The 20,092-nt window shown below is 66.7% G+C and carries 26 protein-coding genes; 11 read left to right on the top strand and 15 right to left on the bottom strand.

What is annotated here, in order from left to right; all coding sequences use genetic code 11:
* Nucleotides 1–81 precede the first annotated feature (81 nt).
* Together tldD and FQU96_RS31420 are read left to right on the top strand one after the other, a co-directional pair.
* On the top strand, nt 82–1,518 hold the full coding sequence (tldD, locus tag FQU96_RS31415; protein WP_146545336.1) for a metalloprotease TldD: 1,437 nt from the start codon (nt 82–84) through the stop codon (nt 1,516–1,518).
* Between the two features lie 89 nt (nt 1,519–1,607).
* Nucleotides 1,608–2,030 (top strand): hypothetical protein, encoded by a 423-nt coding sequence (locus FQU96_RS31420; RefSeq protein WP_146545337.1) that lies wholly within the window; start codon nt 1,608–1,610, stop codon nt 2,028–2,030.
* A gap of 21 nt (nt 2,031–2,051) precedes the next feature.
* On the opposite strand, the gene FQU96_RS31425 is transcribed toward FQU96_RS31420, so the two are convergent.
* From FQU96_RS31425 to FQU96_RS31445, 5 genes are all read right to left on the bottom strand, one after another.
* A complete protein-coding gene (locus tag FQU96_RS31425) occupies nt 2,052–2,600 on the bottom strand; it encodes a hypothetical protein (protein WP_146545338.1) in 549 nt (182 codons plus the stop codon).
* A gap of 28 nt (nt 2,601–2,628) precedes the next feature.
* Entirely contained in the window at nt 2,629–3,171 is a 543-nt protein-coding gene (locus FQU96_RS31430; RefSeq protein WP_146545339.1) for a hypothetical protein, read from the bottom strand.
* Nucleotides 3,172–3,257: 86 nt separating this feature from the next.
* Entirely contained in the window at nt 3,258–4,553 is a 1,296-nt protein-coding gene (locus tag FQU96_RS31435) for an MFS transporter (protein WP_146545340.1), read from the bottom strand.
* Nucleotides 4,540–5,208: an N-acetyltransferase family protein gene (locus FQU96_RS31440; RefSeq protein ID WP_370461527.1), complete on the bottom strand. Its 669-nt coding sequence runs from the start codon at nt 5,206–5,208 to the stop codon at nt 4,540–4,542. Before FQU96_RS31440 ends, FQU96_RS31435 begins: the two co-directional genes overlap by 14 nt.
* A 201-nt stretch (nt 5,209–5,409) precedes the next feature.
* A complete protein-coding gene (locus FQU96_RS31445) occupies nt 5,410–5,874 on the bottom strand; it encodes a GNAT family N-acetyltransferase (RefSeq protein ID WP_146545342.1) in 465 nt (154 codons plus the stop codon).
* 178 nt (nt 5,875–6,052) lie between these two features.
* Between FQU96_RS31445 and FQU96_RS31450 the strand changes: the two genes are divergently transcribed.
* Nucleotides 6,053–6,286, top strand: coding sequence for a hypothetical protein (locus tag FQU96_RS31450; RefSeq protein WP_146545343.1), 234 nt, complete (start codon nt 6,053–6,055; stop codon nt 6,284–6,286).
* On the opposite strand, the gene FQU96_RS31455 is transcribed toward FQU96_RS31450, so the two are convergent.
* Together FQU96_RS31455 and FQU96_RS31460 are read right to left on the bottom strand one after the other, a co-directional pair.
* Nucleotides 6,283–7,473, bottom strand: a complete 1,191-nt coding sequence (locus tag FQU96_RS31455) for an FAD-dependent monooxygenase (protein ID WP_146545344.1) — start codon at nt 7,471–7,473, stop codon at nt 6,283–6,285. The two genes, FQU96_RS31450 and FQU96_RS31455, sit on opposite strands and share 4 nt — an antisense overlap.
* Nucleotides 7,470–7,964: an SgcJ/EcaC family oxidoreductase gene (locus FQU96_RS31460; RefSeq protein WP_146545345.1), complete on the bottom strand. Its 495-nt coding sequence runs from the start codon at nt 7,962–7,964 to the stop codon at nt 7,470–7,472. Before FQU96_RS31460 ends, FQU96_RS31455 begins: the two co-directional genes overlap by 4 nt.
* A gap of 63 nt (nt 7,965–8,027) precedes the next feature.
* On the opposite strand from FQU96_RS31460, the gene FQU96_RS31465 reads away from it, so the two are divergent.
* A complete protein-coding gene (locus FQU96_RS31465; protein WP_255468647.1) occupies nt 8,028–8,525 on the top strand; it encodes a MarR family transcriptional regulator in 498 nt (165 codons plus the stop codon).
* Here FQU96_RS31465 and FQU96_RS31470 read toward each other — a convergent pair.
* The 5 genes from FQU96_RS31470 to FQU96_RS31490 form a co-directional block, all read right to left on the bottom strand.
* Nucleotides 8,505–9,113, bottom strand: a complete 609-nt coding sequence (locus tag FQU96_RS31470; RefSeq protein WP_146545346.1) for a hypothetical protein — start codon at nt 9,111–9,113, stop codon at nt 8,505–8,507. The genes FQU96_RS31465 and FQU96_RS31470 overlap by 21 nt on opposite strands.
* 92 nt (nt 9,114–9,205) lie before the next feature.
* Complete coding sequence (locus FQU96_RS31475) at nt 9,206–9,628, bottom strand: RidA family protein (protein WP_146545347.1); 423 nt, start codon at nt 9,626–9,628, stop codon at nt 9,206–9,208.
* Nucleotides 9,629–9,640: 12 nt separating this feature from the next.
* A complete protein-coding gene (locus FQU96_RS31480) occupies nt 9,641–11,008 on the bottom strand; it encodes a glutamate--cysteine ligase (RefSeq protein WP_146545348.1) in 1,368 nt (455 codons plus the stop codon).
* Between the two features lie 192 nt (nt 11,009–11,200).
* Complete coding sequence (locus tag FQU96_RS31485) at nt 11,201–11,986, bottom strand: 16S rRNA (uracil(1498)-N(3))-methyltransferase (RefSeq protein ID WP_146545349.1); 786 nt, start codon at nt 11,984–11,986, stop codon at nt 11,201–11,203.
* Between the two features lie 4 nt (nt 11,987–11,990).
* Nucleotides 11,991–12,416 (bottom strand): DUF4399 domain-containing protein, encoded by a 426-nt coding sequence (locus FQU96_RS31490; protein WP_146545350.1) that lies wholly within the window; start codon nt 12,414–12,416, stop codon nt 11,991–11,993.
* Nucleotides 12,417–12,555: 139 nt separating this feature from the next.
* On the opposite strand from FQU96_RS31490, the gene ubiA reads away from it, so the two are divergent.
* The 6 genes from ubiA to FQU96_RS31520 all read left to right on the top strand — a co-directional run bounded on the left by ubiA (nt 12,556) and on the right by FQU96_RS31520 (nt 17,356).
* Entirely contained in the window at nt 12,556–13,494 is a 939-nt protein-coding gene (ubiA, locus tag FQU96_RS31495; RefSeq protein WP_370461532.1) for a 4-hydroxybenzoate octaprenyltransferase, read from the top strand.
* A 1-nt stretch (nt 13,495) separates the two neighbouring features.
* Nucleotides 13,496–14,155 (top strand): methyltransferase, encoded by a 660-nt coding sequence (locus FQU96_RS31500; RefSeq protein ID WP_146545351.1) that lies wholly within the window; start codon nt 13,496–13,498, stop codon nt 14,153–14,155.
* Nucleotides 14,156–14,232: 77 nt separating this feature from the next.
* Nucleotides 14,233–14,982 (top strand): hypothetical protein, encoded by a 750-nt coding sequence (locus FQU96_RS31505; RefSeq protein WP_146545352.1) that lies wholly within the window; start codon nt 14,233–14,235, stop codon nt 14,980–14,982.
* Nucleotides 14,983–15,178: 196 nt separating this feature from the next.
* Nucleotides 15,179–16,054 carry a DMT family transporter gene (locus FQU96_RS31510; RefSeq protein WP_218574951.1) on the top strand — a complete coding sequence of 292 codons (876 nt, stop codon included), beginning with the start codon at nt 15,179–15,181 and terminating at the stop codon, nt 16,052–16,054.
* A 78-nt stretch (nt 16,055–16,132) separates the two neighbouring features.
* A complete protein-coding gene (locus FQU96_RS31515) occupies nt 16,133–16,594 on the top strand; it encodes a CreA family protein (RefSeq protein WP_146545353.1) in 462 nt (153 codons plus the stop codon).
* Nucleotides 16,595–16,624: 30 nt separating this feature from the next.
* A complete protein-coding gene (locus FQU96_RS31520) occupies nt 16,625–17,356 on the top strand; it encodes an Hsp70 family protein (RefSeq protein ID WP_146545354.1) in 732 nt (243 codons plus the stop codon).
* On the opposite strand, the gene FQU96_RS31525 is transcribed toward FQU96_RS31520, so the two are convergent.
* From FQU96_RS31525 to FQU96_RS31535, 3 genes are read right to left on the bottom strand one after another with little or no spacing between them, the layout of a single operon-like run.
* Nucleotides 17,357–18,118 (bottom strand): hypothetical protein, encoded by a 762-nt coding sequence (locus FQU96_RS31525; RefSeq protein WP_146545355.1) that lies wholly within the window; start codon nt 18,116–18,118, stop codon nt 17,357–17,359. It abuts the gene before it with no gap.
* A complete protein-coding gene (locus tag FQU96_RS31530; RefSeq protein ID WP_146545356.1) occupies nt 18,115–18,519 on the bottom strand; it encodes a DUF4170 domain-containing protein in 405 nt (134 codons plus the stop codon). Before FQU96_RS31530 ends, FQU96_RS31525 begins: the two co-directional genes overlap by 4 nt.
* Nucleotides 18,520–18,542: 23 nt before the next feature.
* Complete coding sequence (locus FQU96_RS31535) at nt 18,543–19,283, bottom strand: tetratricopeptide repeat protein (RefSeq protein ID WP_178130813.1); 741 nt, start codon at nt 19,281–19,283, stop codon at nt 18,543–18,545.
* Between the two features lie 166 nt (nt 19,284–19,449).
* Here FQU96_RS31535 and FQU96_RS31540 point away from each other — a divergent pair, with 166 nt between their 5' ends.
* Nucleotides 19,450–19,980 (top strand): YbjN domain-containing protein, encoded by a 531-nt coding sequence (locus FQU96_RS31540; protein WP_178130814.1) that lies wholly within the window; start codon nt 19,450–19,452, stop codon nt 19,978–19,980.
* Nucleotides 19,981–20,092 lie beyond the last annotated feature (112 nt).

A 20,092-nucleotide genomic window follows, 5' to 3' on the forward strand; every position in this document is an offset into this window, starting at 1 on the left:
GCCGGCGCCGACACCGCGTCGCGCGTCCATTCATGGACGCAGCGGCGTCGAGCACCTATGTTCGGTGCAGCAGGAGGTCCCATGTCTCAGCATCTCACGACCGCCGACAAACTATTCTTCCAGCGCGCCGGTCTGGACCGCGATCGGACCGAACGGATCGTGCGTGATGCGCTGGCCGGTGCCGACGACGGCGAGCTCTTCCTCGAATACGTCCAAAGCGAAGGCCTTGCCTGGGACGACGGCAAACTGAAGAGCGCCAGCTTCGATACCACGCAGGGCTTCGGGCTGCGCGCCGTATCGGGCGAAACCACCGGCTATGCGCATGCCTCGGCGCTGGACGAGAACGCCGTGGCGCGCGCGGCCGACACCGTGAAGGCAGTGCGTACCGGTCGCGGCGGCACGTCGAGCGACGGGCCGCGGGGCACCAATGCCCTGCTCTACACGGACGACAATCCGATTGCCGGTATCGATTTCGAGGCGAAGGTCAAGCTGCTGGCCGAGATCGATGCCTACGCCCGTGCCACCGAGCCATCGTTGCGCCAGGTATCGGCGTCGCTGGCCGCCTCGTGGCAGGTGGTGGAAATCATTCGTGCCGATGGCCAGCGCGTCGCCGACGTGCGCCCGCTGGTGCGGCTCAACGTCTCGGTTGTCGCCGCGCGCGGCGATCGCATGGAAACCGGGTCGTGCGGCAGCGGCGGCCGCACCGCCTACGGCGAAATCTTCAATCCCGATTACTGGAAGGACCAGACCGACGAGGCGATCCACCAGGCGCTGGTCAACCTCGATTCGGTCGACGCGCCCGCCGGTGAGATGCCGGTGGTGCTTGGCCCGGGCTGGTCGGGCGTGCTGTGGCACGAGGCCGTCGGCCATGGCCTGGAAGGCGACTTCCACCGCAAGAAGACATCGGTGTTCACCCGCCTGATGGGCGAAATGATCGCCTCGCCGGGAGTCACCGTGGTCGATGACGGCACAATGCGCGACCGTCGCGGCTCCTTGACGGTCGACGACGAAGGCACGCCGACCGAACGCACCGTCCTGATCGAGGACGGCAAGCTGGTCGGGCTGATGCAGGACCGCATGAACGCGCGACTGATGGGCATGCGCCCGACCGGCAACGGCCGACGCCAGAGCCACGCCCATCAGCCGATGCCGCGCATGACCAACACCATCATGCTGGCCGGCAACCGCCATCCCGACGAGATCATCAGCTCCGTCAAGCGCGGCCTTTATGCGGTGAATTTCGGCGGCGGCCAGGTCGACATCACCAGCGGCAAGTTCGTCTTTTCCTGCACCGAAGCCTACATGATCGAGGACGGCCGCGTCGGTGCGCCGGTGAAGGGCGCGACCCTGATCGGGGCCGGTGCCGAGGCGCTGACCAAGATCGGCATGATCGGCAGCGATCTGGAACTCGATCTCGGCGTCGGGACCTGCGGCAAGGAGGGCCAGGGGGTGCCGGTGGGCGTCGGCCAGCCAACCTTGCGGCTCGACTCGCTGACGGTGGGCGGTACGCGGGCCTAGCTGACCAAGAGGAAATTTGCACTCTTGTCGTTATTATCGCTTCGTTGTAGAATTGAGCGTTCGCTTCTTTTCTGCAACGAGGCGCCGAGATGTCCTACAAGGTCAACCCATTCTACAACATCGACTCGCCCGTCGGTGCGGGGCAGGCCAACAAGGCGGATGATGTCAGCCTGGTCCAATACCTTCTATTGAAGGTCGCCAGCCGGACGGCGGGCAAATGGACGCCGCCGGCAACCCCGTTGGCCGCCAACGGCACCTATACGCCGGCTCTCGGCGAATGGATCAAGTCGTACCAGGCGATCGTCAAGGCGGTACAAGATGGCGTGGTGCACCCTCAGGTCAACCCGCACTGGAAGCACTACGGCACGCTCGTTTCGCTGAACGCCAGCTATCGCAACAATTTCGGCGCCGCCCGACACGACAATCTGGCCGCCGAGCCCGACCTGCCGGCCAGTCTGCGTCTGACCCTGAGTGCCGCCAAGTCAAAACCCGACATGGGTACGACGGCCTGAACGTTTGCGATTCGCCGATGATCAGCGGGTTTCAGATACCTTGAAGGAGTCGACAAAGCGCTTGGCGGCGGCCTTGGCCGTATCATCGGCGGCATATGACGCCAGCAGCCGGTAGAGGCGGTTCTTGACCAGGACCGTGCGCATCATCACGCCGTCGCCCTTCTCCGTTTCGATGTCGAGCGCATAGCCGTCCCAACCCTCCAGGGTGAACGCCTCGTCGCGGATGTATTTGTACTTGTCCTTGGGAAAGGCTTTTTCCGCGACCCCCCGGCCCAGTTCGAGCACCATGGCCTTGCTGTCCTGCAGGCGCGGAAAGTCGGGCTTGTAGTCGATATGGTCGAAATCGAAATTCTGCCCGTTCAGCGCCGCCTGATAGACCGTCCGTGGACCGGCATACCACGCCTCCTTCTCATCGGCGGTGGCGCGCTCGACAGGCGCCGGCATTTCGACCTTGAACCGCAGGTCGGGCGCGATCACGTCCGTCCACGTCTGGGCAGCTGCCGACGACATCCAGGCGACACCGACAAGAAGCAACAGGCCCGCCACGACACGGCGATACGACGTCAGCATGCACGATCTCCCAAACGCGGCGGCAAGGTCACCGGCGCAGCGGCTTGAACGACTCGAGGAAGGCCTTCACGTTCCCGTCGGCTTCGTCCCACTGCTTGGCTTCGATGAAGGCCTCGACACGATAGACGTTGCCGCTGGTCACGCAAATACGTCCCGCGTACACAAGGTCGTTCGGCAAGCGGGCTTTCAAGACCCGGCCCGGCACGCCTTCGCCGCAATCCTGCGCCTCGTCCTGCTCGACTTTCTCCGGTTTCATGCCGTTCAGAACACGCTTCGCCGTGGCCTCGACGACTGCCGGCGCTGCTTGTCCGGCGCGCATTCCGGCGGGCCAGCGGATCGCGATGACGCTGAACGACTGCTGTGGGTTGCCCGTCACATAGTAACCGGCCGGCCGGCCGTCTTCGCGCCACTCGCGCGCCTTCACGGCATTGGGCACGCGCACGACGAAGCCGTCATCGTTCTCGCGATACTCGCGCCATGTCGACACCGGCGGCAACAGCCCGAGCTGGGCACACACGGACTGCGGCAACGCCAGAAGCGGCAAAGCAATCAAAGCCCACGTCGGTCGCAATATCGTCCCTCCACGCCTCACGTCCGCGCTACCTCAGCCCGGAGCACGGATCAACACTCTACTACGTGATCGGATAGGGCAACGGATCAGGTGGTGGACGCCCGCGTCGGCTGCCGCAGCCGCCAAGCCAGTACGGCTGCGAGCGCGAACGCCATCACGACGCACAGCAGAACGACCGACAGGGCAAGCCCGTGTCCGCCGTAGTCAACCAGCGCCGCATGGACGGCCGGCGCCACGGCGGTGCTGAACAGCGCCGGTGCCGTCATGGCGCCGATCAGGGCGCCGTAGCCGCGGGTACCGAACAGCACGAGCGGCACGATGCCGCGCACGATCGTGATCAACCCGTTGGAGGCACCCTGCAGGAAGGCGAAGGTGGCAGCGCAGACCAGCAGCGGCAGGCCGGCCAGCGCCAGCAATGCCACCGGTGTCAGGCCGATCGCGATCAGGCAGAGAGTCATCGGCTGCAGGCGGGCGGCGAACAGGATTTCCCACAGGCGGGCTGCCACCTGCCCGACGCCGCGCAACGTTGCCAATGAGACGGCAACGGCCGCGGTCAAGCCGAACACGACCAGCGTATCCACGAGGTGCGCCGAGAGCGCCGCGTTGGAATACATGAAGAGCGCGAAGCAAAGCATCAGCACGATGCGGGCGAAGCGACGCTCACCCGGCGCCAGCGTGCCCGCCGCCTGTGCCGGCGGCGGATCGCCCTCGGCTGTTGCCGCCGGTACCGAATTCGACGGCAACAGCGCATGCAGCGGCAGGCAGACAAACAGGTTCAGCAGGGCAAAAATGCCGAATGTCGCTCGCCAGCCGAACGCATCGACCAATGCCCAGCCGACGGGCCAGAACACCGTCGAGGCAAAGCCGCCATAGAGCGTCAGGATCGAAATGGCGCGGCGCGCTTCGGGGCCGGTCGCGCGGGCGAGCGTGGCGAATGCCGCCTCATAGAGCACCAGCCGCATCGCGAGGCCCAGGATCACCCATGCCGCCCAGTACATCGTGACGCTTGTCGCGACACCGGCCACGGCCAACCCCAGCGCCGCCACACCGGAGCCGGCGGCCATCGTCCAGCGGCCGCCGAACCGGTCGATCATGCGCCCGACCGGCTGGGCCAGCAGCGCGCCTAAAACCAGGGCGAAGGAGAAAGCGCCGAAGACGGTCGTCTTCGACCAACCCATGTCGGCGGCGACCGGTGTCGCCAGCACCGTCGGGGCATAGAAAGTGGTGCCCCAGCTCACGATCTGCGTGATACCCAGCACATTCACGGCGCGCCGTGCGCCGGCCGCTGGAATCAATGCCGACAGTCGTCCCCGTAATACTGCAGTCCGCAACCCGGACACCTTGCTGAAGGCGCTGACGCTCAAGGCGTCACCGCGCAGCATCAAGATCGCATTGCATCAGCGTTGTGTCGACCCAGCGATCGAATTTGAAGCCAACGCCCTCGAGCACACCGATCAGGCGAAATCCCAGACGCCGGTGGAGGGCCACCGACGCAGGGCTGTTGTCGCCGATAACGGCAATCACCCGCCGGCAGCCGCAGGCCGTACAGCGGGCGAGCAACGCCGCGAGCAGCGCCGCACCGACCCCGCGGCCATGCCAATCCTGGTCGATGTAGACGGAGTTCTCGACCGTGTAGCGATAGGCAGCACGCGGCCGATAGGGGCCAGCATAGCAGTAGCCGATCACCGCACCCTCGCACTCGGCCACGAGATAGGGCAATCCACGCCCCAGCACGTCGCGGCGCCGCCGCGCCACCTCCGCGACGGACGGCGGCTCCTCTTCGAACGAGGCCGCACCATGCAGCACGTGATGAGCGTAGATTCGCTGGATTGCCGGCAGATCGGCATCTGTCGAATCCCGCACGCGCGGGGCGATGGTCGGGTGGCTCGCCTGCTTCGGCGCTACGGCATCGTTCATATGGCTCGATCCTGCTTCGCACGTTTCCCATTGCCGATCCGAGAGCGGCCGGCCGGCGATCGCCTCGCGCCGGCTGATGCCGACGTCGCGCAGCAGGCGCTCGTCCAATTCCCTCAGCACCTGTAGCTGCCGCCATCGAGACCGTGGAGAAAGTGCAAAGTAACGCCACGCCTCTACGAGCCACGCCGCCATACCGCCCTCGAACGCGGTGGGCCATCGACAGCTGACGACTACCCCGCGTCGGCGACGACCATGCGCGTACCCGATCTAAAAGGAAAATTTATTGTCTTTATGCAGATGATTTAAAAAACTTTGCCAACATCAGCCGGCTGCATCGAGGTCCTTCACCATCAGCCAGGTTGACCCATCGTCGCGCGGCTCGTAGGCCAATACGCGATAGCCCAGCCGCTCGTAGAATGATCGAGCGCCCAGCGCCGCCGACAGACGCAGCGTGCGTACACCCTTGCCGATGGCGCGAGCCTCCAGGTGATCGACCAGGTACCGGCCGATGCCCTGGCCGTGGCGCTCGACGGCAACGAACAAGGAATAGAGTTTATCGCCACGCAGGCTGACGGTACCGGCGATCCGCCCGCCGACTTCGCCAATGAACACCTCGCGCTCGGCCATGCGACGCGAGACCATCGCCGGCGAGGAGTTGGCGCAGATGCGATCGATGATTTCGGGCTCATAGTCGGCCACGTTGCCGTGGCGGACGGCCTGCTGGATCAAATCGCTGATGGCCGCCGCATCGTCTGACGTGGCGGCGCGGATCGGAATTGGGATCATGACGCCAGCCTATCACGATGACGCACGTCGCTGTTTGAACCCGGGCATGCACAGTCTGCCCTTCGCTTGTCACAAGATTTCAATGCGATTGTCGTATGATGATCGCCAGCGGGGAACGATTCATGGAACGTCCATCCGGTCTGCTGCGTTGGCAGGCCATATCGGAATGGAGTCGGGCATGACCGCTCAGTCCCCAGTCGTGACAGGTCCTCCAGCCCTGGCGCGGCGTCGGCTGGCGCGCCGGCTGTCGCACGACACGCCACTGGCACCGCTATGTTGGCTCGTTGCCGCCGCCGGCTTGGCGGGCTCCTACTGGCTGGAACCGCTGGCATTGCAAGCGGCGTCCTGCCTCGTCGGCCTGCTTGGCGCGCTCGTTGCCCTCGTCCTGACGCTCACCGTCAACGATCGCTAACCCGCCCACGCATCGCCCTCGAAGTCCATCCGCCAGCCGTAAGTCGCGCGCAATGCGCGAGCGCCCAGCCGTAGAAACAGTGGCATCAACAGGTCGCGTACCGCCTTGCCCACAGGACCCGGGAACTTCTGCGCGCCGTTGCGCCGAGCCTCGCGAACCAGATACTCGACACGCTCCCGTCGGCGCCCTTCATAGGACGCAAAACCGGCCGACGTATCGTCGGCCCGGCCCAGGCACGACGCCAGGACCACCGAGTCCTCCATCGCCATCGAAGCCCCCTGCCCGGCATGCGGCGATGTCGCGTGCGCGGCATCGCCGAGCAGACAGACGCGTCCGCGATGCCAGGCTGGCAGCGAGGGCATATCGAAGATGGGAATGTGATCGACGGGTTGGGACACGGCACTCAGGATGGTGCTGATCGGCGCCGGTTCCCCGCGATGCGCATCGAGCAAGGCGCGGCTGTCGACCGTGCGCGCGGGACGCCGGTCCGGCACTTGCGCCTGGGCCACGGTGTCGAACCACCAGATCGTGCCGTCCGGCGCGGTGATGTGGCCGAAGAACGTCTGCCGCCCGTACGTCATATGCATGAAACCGCCGGTCGGCGGGATGTCAGTCGCACGGACGAAGCCACCGCGGCCGACCAGGCCGGTGTAGGCCGGCACGGGCGCCTCCGGAAAGACGAGCCGACGGGTTCGAGAGCGGATACCGTCGCAGCCGATCAGCAGATCGGCCTGCGCCTGACTGCCGTCGGCAAAGTGCGCCGTGACCTGGGCGCCGGCATCGTCGAGGTCGATCAGGGTGCGTCCAAACTCTATCGTCACGCCCTGGCGTACCGCGCTTTGCCGCAGGGCCCGGAGCAAATCGCCGCGACGGATCACGACGCTCTCGACGCCGTACAGGCGCTGTTGATCGCCGAAGTCGATGCTGCCAATGCGCCGGCCACGCTCGTTGAAGAACGCCATGCCCGCGAGCGGGAAGCCCGCGCCATGAACCGGTTCCAGCATGCCCAGCGTTTTCAGGACATTGAGGCCGTTGGGTGCCAGGGCGAGGAAAACGCCGGCGTCGTCGCGTGGCTGAGGATCAGCCTCCGCAATGGTCGCAGCGATCCCAACTCGACGCAAAGCGACGGCCAGGACGGGCGCGGCAATACCGCAGCCGACGATCAAGGCGCGACGCGGGCGGTTCATGGCATCACCCGTGCCGGCGGGGCGTTGCCGGCCAGCGCGGCTCGGATCCGCATGAAGCCTACGATCAGGCGCAGCATCCAACCACGCGGCAGCTTCAGGGGTCGCACCCGTGTATTGTGAAAAGCATGAATGACCCAGCGATCCGCATCGCGCTTCACCACGTAGGTCTGCAGCGAGCGCCGCGACGGTGCGACGGTGCGCTGCCACGGCAGCAGAATCGACCCGTAGCCGTGCATCACCGCTACATCCGGCGTGAGAAAGCGCACCGCGATGTCGGCCTCAAAGACGGCCCGCGAGCCCTTCAGCACGGTCTCGAAAAGCGCCCGATGCGAACGGGCATTGGCAGCACGCCCTTTCAGGTGCGATCCGTCGAACGCGACATAGTCGCAGTCCTCGGCAAACAGGGCCGCGTAGGCATCGGCGTCATTGCGATTCCAGGCCTCGGCCAGGCACTGCGTCAGGGCCCGGATGGCCACCAGATCTTCGGGCATGGGAAGCCTTGTCCAATTGATATCTTATTAACTAAGATATATATCAACTAAGCGGAGCGATGAATGATGTCAAGGAGTGCAGCCGACAAGGCGGCTTTGGTTGCGGCGGTGGAACTGGCGCTGCGGCGCATGAGCGCCCAAGGCGTGATGATCAGTCAGGCGGTCGCCAACAAGGTCGGGCTGGCCAGCACCGACCTCGAATGTCTCGACATCATCTATCTGGAAGGTCCGGTCACGGCCGGCCGGCTGGCGGCAGCGACCGGCCTCACCACGGGCGCCATCACCGGTCTTGTCGATCGATTGGAAAAGGCCGGTTTCGCACGGCGGCGGCGCGATCCCGATGATCGGCGCAAAGTGCTGGTCGAGGCGCTGCCCGAGGCCACGGCACGCATCGCACCACTCTACGGCGCGCTGCAGAAAGCCATGCAAGGCGTCTACGCACGCTATTCGAAAGCCGAACTGGCGTTGATCCTGGATTTCACCAACCGCTGCCAGGAGGTCGCCGTGCAGGAGATCGCACGGTTCGGCGAACCGCCTCGCTCACGGCAGGGCACCGCATGATACCGGCTCGCCTGCGGCCGGCGCGATGCGCACGAAGAGTTGCTGCGGCATGCCTTCCAACGACGGTTCCCAAACCTGCCAGTCGTCGACCCCGAGCCTGCGCGGCACCAGCACGCCCAGATCCTGCTCGCGAAAGACCAGGCGCACGACAACACCGTCGCGCTGCCAGATGCGTTCATCGATCGCCTGACGGCCGGATCGTGGCGCTGCCTGTACGCAGGCGTAGGTCGGCGCGCCGTACTGCGCCGTCAGCGCCGTCACGGCCGCGCGGTGGACCATCGCGACCGCCCCGTGGCGCGGCCGCTCGATCTGGATGCGCTTCAGCAGTCCGCTCGCCTTGTCCATCTGGAAGAAGACGATGAAAGGAAAGCCGCCCAGCACATAGCGCCGAACGGTCACGTCGACATAGGCGTCGCCGAAATCGAGCCGGCGATCGAGCATGGTCGCCCGCGCACCGAACTGTTGCAGCAGCTCAGCCGACGTGACGCCGAAGCGAACCCCTTCGAAGCCGCTGTCGCCCGTCGGCTGGGCGAGCGCGGGGCGTCCCAGCAGCGCCGCCGCCATCAAGGCCGCGCCGACACGAGACATCAGGCCTGTCCAACCAAAAGGCATTTGTCGTCCGTCGCCGCGGTCGACACGACCCGGCAGCAGACGAACACTGGGCTTTCATGAGGTGCCTTTCAACACTCGGGCGCGTGATAACGGTCAAACGGAATCACGGAGATCGGCACGAGTTCAACCAACAATTCGGGAATCACCAAGCCCGGTGTCTGTATCAGAATACTGGCGGGCGCCACTTCCGGGGAAAACTTCTCCGCCCGCACCTTCTGGATGACCGGCAGGTCACCCGGGTTCAAAAAGAAGATGGTCAGCGAGACGATGTCATCGAGCCTGCCGCCCACGGCCTTCAGTATGCTTTCAACGTTGTCAAAGCACTGTCGGATCTGCGCTTCACAATCGCCGGCTCCGATGAGCTTGCCATTTCCATCCCACGCGACCTGACCGGTCATGTGCAGGGTCCGCCCCTCGGGCTGAACGACCCCATGATTGAAAGCGCGGCCGTTTTGCGGCCAGCCTGTCGGCGGATTGAAGCGGGTGGTCATTGATCACCCCGCTTAGAATGCGTACGCCTTATAGAGTGCATCCGCCTTGCCGTTGAACGCCGCAGCGACACGCTCGCGCTTCTCGTCGGCCAAGGTCACGCCGCTGTCGGCGATGCGGCGCAACGGGTCGAGATACATCGTTTCGTCGCGTCCCTGCCCATCGAGTTGACGGCGCGCGCGCAGCCCCGCATCGGCGATCCCGATCATCTGTTGCGCCAGGGCCTGTACCGTCGTTTTGCGAAACTGTGTCCTCAGGCCCAGCCGGGGCACCGCCGCACGCAGCGCATCGTGTTCGGCAATGGACCAGTCCTTGACCAGGTCCCAGGCCGCATCAAGCGCGGTCTGGTCGTACAGCACGCCCATCCACAGCGCCGGCAACGCCACGATCAGGTCGCGGGGGCCGCAATCGCTGCCACGCATCTCGAGGAACCGCTTCAACCGCACCTCGGGAAAGGCCGTCGTGATGTGGTCGGACCAGTCGGTGAGGCGGGCGACGTCACCAACATCGTTGTGCAGGCGGCCGGCCATGAAATCGCGGAACGATTTACCGCTGAGGTCGATGTACTTGCCGTTGCGGTAGGCGAAATACATCGGCACGTCGAGCAGCCAGTCGACGTAGCGCTCGAAGCCGAAGCCGTCCTCGAACACGAACGGCAGCATGCCGCAGCGGTCAGGGTCGGTGTCGGTCCAGATGTGACTGCGACGGCTGACAAAACCGGTATCGACACCTTCGACGAACGGCGAGTTGGCGTACAACGCCGTCGCCACCGGCTGCAGCGCCAGCGATACCCGGAACTTCTTCACCATGTCGGCTTCGTCGGCGAAGTCGACATTGGTCTGCACCGTGCAGGTGCGCAGCATCATGTCGAGGCCCATGGTGCCCTTCTTGGGCATGTAGCTGCGCATGATCGCGTAGCGGCCCTTGGGCATCCAGTCGAAGTCCTCGCGCCGCCACGTCGGCGTATGGCCCATGCCGAGGAAACCGATGCCCAGCGGGTCGGCGATCGCCTTCACCTCCGACAGGTGCTGATCCGTTTCGACGGCACTCTCGTGCACGGTGGCGAGCGGCGCGCCGCTCAGCTCGAACTGCCCACCCGGCTCCAGCGTGATGCTGGCGCCCTCGCGGGTCAGCGCGATCGGCTTGCCGTTCTCCCGCACCTCCTGCCAGCCGAAGCGCGCGGCCAAGCCCTCGAGTATCGCCCGCACGCCGGCGGCCCCCTCATAGGGGATCGGCTGGAGCGTTGCCTGAAGAAACCCGAATTTCTCGTGTTCGGTACCGGCGCGCCACTGGGCACGCGGTTTGTTACCGGCTTCCATGTATTCCACCAGCTGGCGCCGATCGGTGATCGGCGTGCCGGCTCCGCTGGGCGGCGCGGACATCAGCAAATTCCCCCCGCCGCGTTTCGCGACACTTGAGACGCTACGCGGTCGCATAAGATTGTGAGCGGCGAGGCCGCCCCCCTGATCATGCTGTTGCTAGCAAGCCGCCGCGCCGGACTCAACCGGCCCGCTCCGTCTCGGATGAACTTTACTTACGCGTCTATGCAAGCAGATTCATGCGAGAGGCAAAACTTACGCTTGCATCGTGGTCGTCGCATAGTCCGGCCAGCGACGCGGCGTGGCCCGGCGCCAGTCGCCGACAATCGCCTGCCAAACCGACAGCGCCGACAGCGCCGCCGTATCGGCACGCAGGATGCGCGGCCCCAGCCCGACGGCATGCACGTGCGCCAGCCGCCGGACCAGATCCAGTTCGGTGCGGGTGAAACCGCCCTCGGGGCCGGTCAGCACGGCCCACGGCGCGGCGCGCGCCTGATCATCCAGGTCCGCCAGCACATCGGCGACGGGACGGCCGCCGCCGGTCTCGTCGGCCAACAGCAGGTGGCGATCCGACGGCCAGCCGGCGACCAGCGCCGCGAGGGCCACCGGCGTGCCGATCTCCGGCACCGTCAGGCGCTCGGTCTGCTCGGCCGCCTCGACGGCATTGGCGCGCAGGCGATCGACGTTGACCCGCTCGACGATCGTATGTTGCGTGATCACCGGCTGGAGGCGACACACGCCCAGTTCCGTCGCCTTCTCGGCAATGAAATCCAGCCGCGCGCGCTTGATCGGCGCGAAACACAGCCACAGATCGGGCTCCGCTTCAGGCCGGCGGGTCTGCGCCGCGACCTGCAAGGTCATGCTGCGCTTGGCGACCGCCTGGACCGTGCTGCGCCACTCGCCGTCCCGGCCGTTGAACAGCATCACCCCGGCGTCGGCTTGCAGCCGCAATACGTCACGCAGGTAGTGCGCGCGGTCGGCGTCGAGGTCGACGACTGCACCCGCCGTCAGCAGAACATCCATGAACAGACGCGGCGTCATGCCGCTACTTCACCGTGATCGTGATCTGGGGCGACATCACCGGCGGGTCATGTGGGATGTGATTTTGATCGGCCAGCAGCAGCTGCAGGGTGTGCTTGCCCGGCGGCAGGGTGAGGGTCGTTTCGGTCTGGCCATTGCCGAAATGACGGTGATGGTCATCGGTCGGAATGTTTTCGCCCATCGGTGGCAGCTTGGTGTCAACCAGCAGGTGATGGTGGCCGGTGTTCTTCATCTCGACACCCGCCGGCGCGATACCCATGCCCTTGAGGCCGAAGCGGACGGTGACGGGGCCGGAGATCTCCTCGCCATCCTTGGGGGAGATGAAGTAGACCGCGGCACCCGGCGGCGATGCGGTTCGCGGCAGCTGGGCGAAGACGGCACCACCGGCGGCCATGAACACGGCAGCAGCAAGAACGATATGACGACGCATCGTGCGTTCCCCTTCATCGCGGATGACGATCGCGGCGAGCATAGCCTGCCGGCCGCCACCGCGCCTGCGGGAAAAAGTGGTCCCGGCCTGCGGCATGGCTTCCATTGAGCGCACGCAACAGGGCAGCCATGATGGCGCCATGACACAGGCGATGCCCGCCGCGGCGCACACCGACATCAACCTCGCGCACTGGACCTTGCGCGTGCTGCCGGCCTGGATGCGCCCCTACGGCCGGCTGGCGCGCTGGGACCGGCCGATCGGCATCTGGCTGTTGCTGTTCCCCTGCTGGTGGGCGCTGGCGTTCAGCGCGCCGCTGTCGCGTGAGCAGGGGATCGGTGCATTGGCCTGGCTCATGCTGCTGTTCGCGATCGGCACCGTGACCATGCGCGGCGCCGGCTGCACCTGGAACGACTTTCTCGACCGCGATGTCGATGCGGGCGTGGAGCGCACGCGCAACCGGCCGCTGCCGGCCGGTGAGGTCACGGTCACCCGCGCCCTGATCTGGGCGGTCGTTCAGGCCGCGATCGGCGCCGTCATCCTGTTCAGCTTCAGCCCCTTCGCCATCGGCGTCGGCCTCGCCTCCCTGCTGCTGGTCGCCATCTATCCCCTGATGAAGCGCGTGACGTCCTGGCCGCAGGTCATCCTGGGATTGGCGTTCAACTGGGGCGCGCTGCTGGGCTGGGCTGTCACCCAGGACCGCATCACCTGGGGCGCGGTGGCGCTCTATCTCGGCGGCGTGGCGTGGACCCTGGTGTACGACACCATCTATGCCATGCAAGACCAGCGCGACGACGCCATCGTCGGCGTCAAATCGACGGCGCGGCGCTTCCAGGCCCATCCACGAACCTGGCTGACCTTCTTCGCTGTGCTGACCATCATCGGCTTTGCACTGGCCGGCTGGTTCACCGGGATCGGCATGGCCTACTATCTCGGCCTGGCGGCGGTGGTGGCCCATCTGGCATGGCAAGTGGTGACCTTGAAGCCGCACGATCCCGCCGACTGCCTGCATAAGTTCCGCGCCAACCGGTTCATCGGCTGGCTGCTGCTGGCCGGCATCCTGGTCGCGCGGCTGGCCTGACATGGCCCATCCCGATCCGGAAGCCTTCATCCGCACCCACACGGCTCTGGAACGGCCGGCGCTGGTGCCGGAGCTGGCGCTATGGCTGGCCGCCGAGTACCTGCCGATCTGGCAGGCGACCGAGGACTGGCTGGAAAAGAACAACGTCGATCCGCCCTACTGGGCATTCTGCTGGCCCGGCGGCCAGGCCGTGGCGCGCTACCTGCTGGACAACCCGGCCGCCGTGGCCGGCAAGACGGTCATCGACTTCGCCGCCGGCGGCGGCGTGGCGACCCTGGCCGCGATGAAAGCCGGCGCCCGCCAGGGCGTCGGCAACGATATCGATCCGATGGCCCTGGCGGCGATCCGCCTGAATGCCGAAGCCAACGATGTCACCGTCACCACCGACGGCAGCGACTGGCTGGCCGGCCCCGCTGCGTCGCCCGAAGCCGGCATCGTGATCGCCGGCGACGTCTGCTACGAGCGCGAGATGACGGCGCGGGCGATGACGTGGCTGCGTGGTCATGCCGCAGCCGGCCGGCTGGTACTGTTGGGCGATCCCGGGCGCAACTACTTCAAGGCCGAGCGGCTCGAAGAAGTGGCGCGCTATCAGATCCCGACGTCGCTGCAGCTGGAGAATCGCGGCCTGCGCGAGACGACGGTGTGGCGCGTGCTGGCCTGAGATGTCATGCACAGCACGGCTCACGCCATAAATCCGTAACTGGTTTTTAACAATCGAGATCACTACAGTCCGCGCGCATGAGCAAATCAGCGTCGACACTGACCCCGGACGATTTCGAGCGCCTCTATGCGCGCTTCAACGCGTCCGTCTGCCAATTCGACTGCGGCAAGAAGTGCTCGCCGCTCAACGGCGGCTCGCCGGTCTGCTGCTCGACGCAGGACGCCGTGCCGGTTGTCCACAAGGCCGAGTTCAAGCTGCTGCAGAACCGCACCGACCTGTGGAAGCGGTTCAAGCCCTACGATGCGGCCACGCGCAAGATCGTCGACGAACTGACGACCTCGTCGTGCGCCATCGAGTGCAAGGGCGCCGCCTTCTGCGAGCGCAATAACCGCACCATCGCCTGCCGCGCCTTTCCGTTCTTCCCCTACGTCACGCGGGGACGGCAGATCATCGGGCTCAGCGTCTATTGGATCTTCGAGGATCGCTGCTGGATGATGTCCAACATGCAGCTGGTCGAGACGGCGTTCATCAACGAATGCCTGGACACCTGGGACGGGATCTTCGCCAAGGACCACGAGGAGTGGGAGACCTACATCGACTACTCCGCCACCATGCGGCGCATCTTCAGCCGCTGGCGGCGGTCGATCCCGGTCATCGACCGCAATGGCGGCCTGCTGCTGGTCGACCCGTCGACCGGCGATGCGCGGCCCGGCCGCGGTGAGCGCGACTATCCCAAGTACGGCCCGTTCAAGAGCGAAACCGCTTACCGGCGCGCCATCAAGGCAGCCGGCGGCGAGGTGCCGGCGGAAGGCCTGAAGCCAGTCTGACCTTTTCCCTTCCCCACGTCAGTGGGGAAGGTGGCCGAAGGCCGGATGGGGAGACGACGCGGTCTCTGTTACTTAGACCACGTAGTCTCCCCTCCGCCCCTTCGGGGCACCTCCCCACTGCGTGGGGAGGAAGATCTCGACGGCAGGCGCCAACCGCTCTAATCCCTGACCCGTGTCGTCTTCTCTGCGTCTCCCTGTGGCCTGGACGGCGTTGCTGGCGTGCCCGGCGCTGTTCGCCGTCAACCAGCTCGCCGCCCGCTACGTCGACTTCGTGCCGCCCCATGCCCTGGCGCTGGGCCGCTGGGCCTGCGCGCTGCTGATCCTGCTGCCCTTTGTCGGCAGCCGGCTGTGGCAACACCGCACGGCGCTGCGGCGCGAGTGGGTGGACCTGCTGGTGCTGGGTGCGCTCGGCATGTGGGTCTGCGGCGCCTTCGTCTATATCGGCGGCCGTACCACGTCGGCCACCAACATCGGCCTGATCTATGCCGCCTCGCCGGTGGTCGTGGTCGGCGTCGCGGCGCTGGTCTACGGCGAGCGCCTGTGGCCTCGCCAACTGGCCGGCATCGCGCTCTGCCTGCTGGGCGTGCTGTGGGTCATCATCAAGGGTGACCCGGCGCGGTTGCTGTCCGTGCGTTTCGCGGTCGGCGACGTGTGGATCGCCGTCGCCTCGGCCGCCTGGGGCCTCTATTCCGTGCTGCTGAAGTATCGGCCCAGCACGCTGGATCCGACCACGCGCCTGGCCGCCATCATCGCCGGCGGCGTCGTGGTGCTGATCCCGACGACGGCTCTCGAAGCGGCGCTGCAGGGTGCGCCCGGCCTCGACGGCCGCTCGCTGCTGACGATCCTGGTGCTGGCGGTGGTGCCCGGCGTCGGCGCCTATGGCGCCTATTCCTTCGCGCTGGGGGTGCTGGGCGCCGGCCGCGCCGCGATCGGCATGTATCTTGGGCCGCTCTACACCGGCCTGATGGCCTGGCCGCTGCTGGGCGAGACGCCGATGCACTACCACATCGTCGGTGCCCTGCTGGTGCTGCCCGGCATCTTCCTGGCCACGCGACTGCCGCGGGGGCGCTAAAGCAGGCTAACCTGCCCCGCGTCGGCCACAAACGATCTCAACATCACGCCCGTCTCAACGCCTCCGGAGGCCCCTGATATGCGCCGTTTCCTCGCCGCCGCTGTCGCCCTGCCCTTCCTCGCCGCCGCCGCCCATGCCGAGGATCTCGGCTCCGCCAGCTACCGCTTCAAGTGGCTGGGGCCCAACGACCGCATCAAGGTCGAGGTGTTCGACGACCCCGCCGTTCCGGGCGTCGCCTGCTACCTCTCGCGCGCCGAGACCGGCGGCGTGAAGGGCGCCCTGGGCCTGGCCGAGGATCCCGGCGAGGCGTCGATCGCCTGCCGGCAGGTCGGCCCGATCGACGTCGAGAAGGCCAAGCGCATCAAGAGCGGCGAGGAGGTCTTCGCCCGCGGCGCCTCGCTGATCTGGAAGAAGACCCAGGTGGTGCGGTTCTACGACACCAAGCGCAACGTCCTGGTCTATCTCACGTATACTGACCGCGTGATCGAGGGCAGTCCGCGCAACTCCATCAGCGTGGTGCCGCTGCACCGGCCGCAATAAGGCTACTGTCGCAAGGGGGAAGCGACCGACATGGAACCGATCTGGATCGCCGTCGCCGCGGGCGGCGCTGTGCTGCTGGTCGTCCTGCTGCTGATGCTCGGCCGGCGCAAGGAGCGGGTCATCGACATGTCGGCGCCGGTGACGGCGGCCGACGAGAAACCGGTGGCGACCGTGGCGGCCGATACCGCCAATGAGACGACGTCCGCAGGGGAAATCCTCGAGTTTCGCGGGCAGCCTGACGCCCTGTGTGGCCTGGCCGACTGGCTGATGGAGGACGCCGCGCGCACGCTGAGCGTCGATCTGTCGGTCGACCGCGCGGCCATGACCCGCTTGGCGGACGCCGCCGAGAAGGCGTCGGCCGATCTGCTGAGCAGCGGCCACGCTGTGGTCGAGCTGCCCTACCTCGTGGCCGATGCCAGCGGGCCCAAGCACTACCGGCGCGAGATGACCCGCGAGGAGGCCGAGCTGGGCATGGTCCAGCATGGTCCCTTGCAGGCCAACGAACTGCTGGCCTGGCGCGGCCGCGACGAACGCACGGTCGAACTGGGCTTGTGGATAGACGCCGAAGCCAGCGACCAGTTCCTGGCCCCGGCCTCCGTTGTGCGGCTGGCCAACGCCACCGAGCAGGCCATGGCCGACATCGAACGCTCGGGCCGCGCCGTGGTCGACCTGCAGGGCCTGACCACGGATAAGGGCGTCGCTTTCAATTTCCGCCACGAATTCGACCGCGCGGCGCTCGACGACATGATCGGCACGGGCTGATCACGCCGCATAGAGGAACGTGCCGAGCAGGACCCAGCGGCGGGCGGCGCTGACGCGGCCGGGCTTGGCCACCAGCGGCGTCACGTAGTGCCAGAACGGCAGGCGGTAGGCGCTGACCGTGGCCGGCGCGGCCACCGATACCGTCTCGGTGAAATGCCCCGCCCTGGCATAGACCAGCCACTGGTGCGCCACCGCTGGCGCCGCGAGCGACAGGTGGACGTCGATATAGCCGGCGCGTGCCCGCCGGTTCTTCGGGTGGTGATCGTTGTGCGGTCCGGCATAGTCGCCGGGGCCGTAGCACAGCACCTGCCGGCCCCAGCCGTCGGCGAGATCGCGGCCGGCGAGCGCAGCGGCGAAGGCACGGAAGCTCTGCGAGCGCAGCATCGTGTCGAGCCCGATGCGCCGCGCGAACCGGGCGCCGGCCTCGCGGGCCGAATCGAAATACACCGTCGATACCCGCGTCGCCTTGGGCAGCCGCTCGGCGTAGTCCTCGGTCATGTCCCAGATCGTCTCCGGCGGGATCGGCCGGTCGATGCGCTCGAGCGCGTCCGTCAGGTGCCGGTCCAGCAGCGCCCGCAGCCGCGCCGCTGCCCGCGCATCGATGAGGTCATCGGCGGCGGCGAACCGGGTGCGCGGCTCGGCCAGTACGCCGGCCAGCGGGTGCGTGCCCGCCAGAACCCGCCGGCCCTGGCGCGAGAGGATGTCCGCAAACTCGCGGGGGAAGCGGTCGCTCCTGGGAGCGCGGGCGTCTCGCCCGCTCATCCGTTCCCGGCTGTCTGTTCGATCTCGATGCGGTAGCGACACATCGCATCGTCGACGGTGGCCCAGGCGCGGCCGGACCACGCCTTCTGCGCCTCCTCCGCCGTCGCGAACGGGCCCAGGCGCTCCAGGGTCTTGCCGGCCGCCGGCACCGTGAACGTCGAGTCGGCGTACTCGCCGCCCACCACCCAGTAGCGCGTCGGCGCCGCGGCGCCGACCTCCTCGGTCAGGATCGAGTAGCGGCTGTGGGCGTCGTCGACCGTCGCCCAGGCGCGGCCGGACCATGCCTTCTGTGCCTCCTCGTAGGAGCCGAACGGTCCCACCCGCACCTCGTCCTTGCCGGGCGCGAACCGGGTGAAGGTCGTGTCGCTGTATTCGCCGCCGACGACCCAATAGCGCTTCATGGCCGTGCCTCCGTTGTCGCCGCCTACGTCCGTATCTGGCGGCGTGCTTCCTCGAACCATTCCCGGTCCTCGGGCAACATGTGTGCCCGCCGCTCCTCGTGGGCACCCACGACGTCGGCGAACAGTTCCTGCGCCCGCGTCATCTGGCCCAGCGTCTGCAGCATCAGCGCGAAGCGCACCTTGGCCTCGGGACCGGGATAGGTGGGAATCAGCGACTCGTACTCCTCGACCGCCTGCTGCGTATCGCCCATCGCCTCGACCGTACGAGCGTAGAGCAGATGGCCTTCGCGCGAGACGTAACCCGGATGATGCTCCTGCACACTGTCCAGTGACTGGCGCGCGGCGGCGTAATCGCCCTTGCCGAACTCGGCACGCGCCCGGCCGATCAGCAGCGCCGGGTCGTTCGCGTAAAGCCCGGTCATCACCCGGCTGTAGAGTCCGACCGCCTCGTCGTAGAGGCCGCGCCGCACCAGCTCCTCGGCCAGGTCGATGGCGTTCTTGGGCGTCCCGGCGCGGTCGAAGGCCTTGGCCCGCTCGCGCAGCTCCTTGTCCGGGTCGAGGGTACGGCGCACGTTGGCTACCGCCTTGCGGCCCGCCGGCGTGCCGCCCAGCCCGGGCAGCACCTCGAACAGGAAAAACGCCAGGGCGCCGACGCCGGGCGCGAATATCACGACGAACGTCCACCACCGCGGATAGCCGTTCCGAAGGATATGGATGATGGCGATGATGTCGATGGCGAGCAGGATTACGCCCAGCAGCGGCACCGGTACTCTCCCCCAAAATATGGCCGGACCATAGTGAGCGTTGCGGCCACGTCAACCGACCTGCGATACAATGCCGGTGTGGACAGGATTCGACCCCGCTGCGAAAATCACCGTCAGTCGATCGTAGCAGGACGGGTGCCGCGCAACCATGCCAGAGGAGACCACGATGATCCGCTTCAACCGTATGCGCCGACACCTGAGCGCGCTGGTGATCGCCGGCGCGGCGGCTGTGGGCAGTGCCCTGCTGCCGGCGCCGGCCTCGGCGCAGATCCTCGGCCTGGTCGATGACAGCGGCGTCGTCCCGCAGGATATGTCCAGGCTCCTGCAAAAATGGGGCTATCGCGCCGAACTCAAGACCGACCAGCAGGGCGAGCCCGAGATCGTGAGCGCGTTGGAAGGCCTCACCTTCGTGGTCTTCTTCTACGACTGCAACCGGGCCCAGAAGGGCAAGTGCCTGAGCTACCAGTTCTGGGCCGGCTTCCGCGATCTCAACCCGCCGGTCACGCTGGAAAAGCTCAATGAGTGGAACGAGAAGCAGCGCTGGACCATGACCTCGACCGACGGCAATGGCCGCGTGCGCCTGAAGATGAGCGTCAATCCGCGCGGCACCGACCTCGAGGCCAACTTCAAGAACTGGCTGAACTGGTGGCAGCGCTCGCTGAGCGATTTCAAGAAGCACATCAATTTCCGCGGCTGATAGCGGCGCTGCGACCTTTACCTTCCCCCGCCTGCGGGGGAAGGTGGCGCGTAGCGTCGGATGGGGGATGTCGCCACCGAGGCAACGCCGGTTGATAGGCCCCCCATCCGCC

Source organism: Reyranella sp. CPCC 100927, from assembly GCF_007859315.1.
Lineage (GTDB): Bacteria > Pseudomonadota > Alphaproteobacteria > Reyranellales > Reyranellaceae > Vineibacter.

What these genes read in the sequence shown, in the direction of transcription:
- FQU96_RS31505 (WP_146545352.1), top strand. Translation starts at nt 14,233, where the DNA reads ATGAGCAAATCAGCGTCGACACTGACCCCGGACGATTTCGAGCGCCTC.
- FQU96_RS31465 (WP_255468647.1), top strand. Translation starts at nt 8,028, where the DNA reads ATGATGTCAAGGAGTGCAGCCGACAAGGCGGCTTTGGTTGCGGCGGTG.
- FQU96_RS31500 (WP_146545351.1), top strand. Translation starts at nt 13,496, where the DNA reads ATGGCCCATCCCGATCCGGAAGCCTTCATCCGCACCCACACGGCTCTG.
- FQU96_RS31470 (WP_146545346.1), bottom strand. Translation starts at nt 9,113, where the DNA reads ATGTCTCGTGTCGGCGCGGCCTTGATGGCGGCGGCGCTGCTGGGACGC.
- FQU96_RS31540 (WP_178130814.1), top strand. Translation starts at nt 19,450, where the DNA reads ATGATCCGCTTCAACCGTATGCGCCGACACCTGAGCGCGCTGGTGATC.
- tldD (WP_146545336.1), top strand. Translation starts at nt 82, where the DNA reads ATGTCTCAGCATCTCACGACCGCCGACAAACTATTCTTCCAGCGCGCC.
- FQU96_RS31485 (WP_146545349.1), bottom strand. Translation starts at nt 11,986, where the DNA reads ATGACGCCGCGTCTGTTCATGGATGTTCTGCTGACGGCGGGTGCAGTC.
- FQU96_RS31455 (WP_146545344.1), bottom strand. Translation starts at nt 7,473, where the DNA reads ATGAACCGCCCGCGTCGCGCCTTGATCGTCGGCTGCGGTATTGCCGCG.
- FQU96_RS31460 (WP_146545345.1), bottom strand. Translation starts at nt 7,964, where the DNA reads ATGCCCGAAGATCTGGTGGCCATCCGGGCCCTGACGCAGTGCCTGGCC.
- FQU96_RS31445 (WP_146545342.1), bottom strand. Translation starts at nt 5,874, where the DNA reads ATGATCCCAATTCCGATCCGCGCCGCCACGTCAGACGATGCGGCGGCC.
- FQU96_RS31420 (WP_146545337.1), top strand. Translation starts at nt 1,608, where the DNA reads ATGTCCTACAAGGTCAACCCATTCTACAACATCGACTCGCCCGTCGGT.
- FQU96_RS31425 (WP_146545338.1), bottom strand. Translation starts at nt 2,600, where the DNA reads ATGCTGACGTCGTATCGCCGTGTCGTGGCGGGCCTGTTGCTTCTTGTC.
- FQU96_RS31515 (WP_146545353.1), top strand. Translation starts at nt 16,133, where the DNA reads ATGCGCCGTTTCCTCGCCGCCGCTGTCGCCCTGCCCTTCCTCGCCGCC.
- FQU96_RS31490 (WP_146545350.1), bottom strand. Translation starts at nt 12,416, where the DNA reads ATGCGTCGTCATATCGTTCTTGCTGCTGCCGTGTTCATGGCCGCCGGT.
- ubiA (WP_370461532.1), top strand. Translation starts at nt 12,556, where the DNA reads ATGACACAGGCGATGCCCGCCGCGGCGCACACCGACATCAACCTCGCG.
- FQU96_RS31450 (WP_146545343.1), top strand. Translation starts at nt 6,053, where the DNA reads ATGACCGCTCAGTCCCCAGTCGTGACAGGTCCTCCAGCCCTGGCGCGG.
- FQU96_RS31475 (WP_146545347.1), bottom strand. Translation starts at nt 9,628, where the DNA reads ATGACCACCCGCTTCAATCCGCCGACAGGCTGGCCGCAAAACGGCCGC.
- FQU96_RS31525 (WP_146545355.1), bottom strand. Translation starts at nt 18,118, where the DNA reads ATGAGCGGGCGAGACGCCCGCGCTCCCAGGAGCGACCGCTTCCCCCGC.
- FQU96_RS31520 (WP_146545354.1), top strand. Translation starts at nt 16,625, where the DNA reads ATGGAACCGATCTGGATCGCCGTCGCCGCGGGCGGCGCTGTGCTGCTG.
- FQU96_RS31435 (WP_146545340.1), bottom strand. Translation starts at nt 4,553, where the DNA reads ATGCTGCGCGGTGACGCCTTGAGCGTCAGCGCCTTCAGCAAGGTGTCC.
- FQU96_RS31530 (WP_146545356.1), bottom strand. Translation starts at nt 18,519, where the DNA reads ATGAAGCGCTATTGGGTCGTCGGCGGCGAATACAGCGACACGACCTTC.
- FQU96_RS31480 (WP_146545348.1), bottom strand. Translation starts at nt 11,008, where the DNA reads ATGTCCGCGCCGCCCAGCGGAGCCGGCACGCCGATCACCGATCGGCGC.